The 946-nt window shown below is 67.1% G+C and carries 1 protein-coding gene; it reads left to right on the top strand.

Annotated elements, in window-relative coordinates:
• On the top strand, positions 1 to 323 hold a 323-nt coding region (dut, locus tag QZH66_RS17040), incomplete at its 5' end, for a dUTP diphosphatase (protein ID WP_305807036.1).
• Between the last annotated feature and the right edge of the window lie 623 nt (positions 324 to 946).

Here is a 946-nt window from a genome sequence, read left to right as displayed (position 1 = left end):
ACGCCTGGCAACTGGTGCCCACCGGCATCGCCATCTACCTGCGCGACCCGGGCTACGCCGCGCTGATCCTGCCGCGCTCGGGCCTGGGCCACAAGCACGGCATCGTGCTGGGCAACCTGGTCGGCCTGATCGACAGCGACTACCAGGGCCAGCTCATGGTCAGCGCCTGGAACCGCAGCAGCGCCGCCTTCACGATCGAGCCCATGGAGCGCCTGGCGCAGCTGGTGATCGTGCCGGTGGTGCAGGCGCGGTTCAACGTGGTCGACGAGTTTCCCGCCACCGAGCGCGGCGAGAACGGCTACGGCTCCACCGGCAAGGCCTGAAAAGGTGTGAACGAACCCGCCATGCCCGCNTGGTGATCGTGCCGGTGGTGCAGGCGCGGTTCAACGTGGTCGACGAGTTTCCCGCCACCGAGCGCGGCGAGAACGGCTACGGCTCCACCGGCAAGGCCTGAAAAGGTGTGAACGAACCCGCCATGCCCGCTCGTCCCGCAAAAACGCACCCCATCGGCGTTGCAAATGCTCGCCATAGCCCGAGCTCTGGCTGCGCTTTGCGCCTTGATCGGGCACCTTTGTGCGGCCCGCTCGGCCACGCCGGATTCACTCACACCTTCTGAGTCTGACGCCAGCGATCCGTAGGCGTGCGCCTACCCAGATGCGACGCACGGGCCGACGTGGGGAGCGCTGCGGATCTGCTGCAATCTGACAACCGTGCGGCCCGCCTCGAATGTTCCAGAGGCGCACTGCCATTCCCATTCAAGGAGTTCTTCATGCACACCATTCAACGCGGCGCCACCTGGGCCGCTTCCATCCTGCTGCTTGGAGGGCTGGCCGCCTGCGCGCCATACCCGGTCCAGCAGCCGGTCTATCAGCAGCCACAGGCCTACCCGCAGCAAAACTACCCGCAGGGCGGCTACCAGACCTATCCGGCGCCCGGTGCCGCTGGC

This window comes from Stenotrophomonas sp. YIM B06876 (assembly GCF_030711595.1).
Lineage (GTDB): Bacteria > Pseudomonadota > Gammaproteobacteria > Xanthomonadales > Xanthomonadaceae > Stenotrophomonas.
The sequence above is the reverse complement of the archived record's forward strand: the minus strand, read 5'-3'. Positions and strand labels throughout refer to the sequence as shown.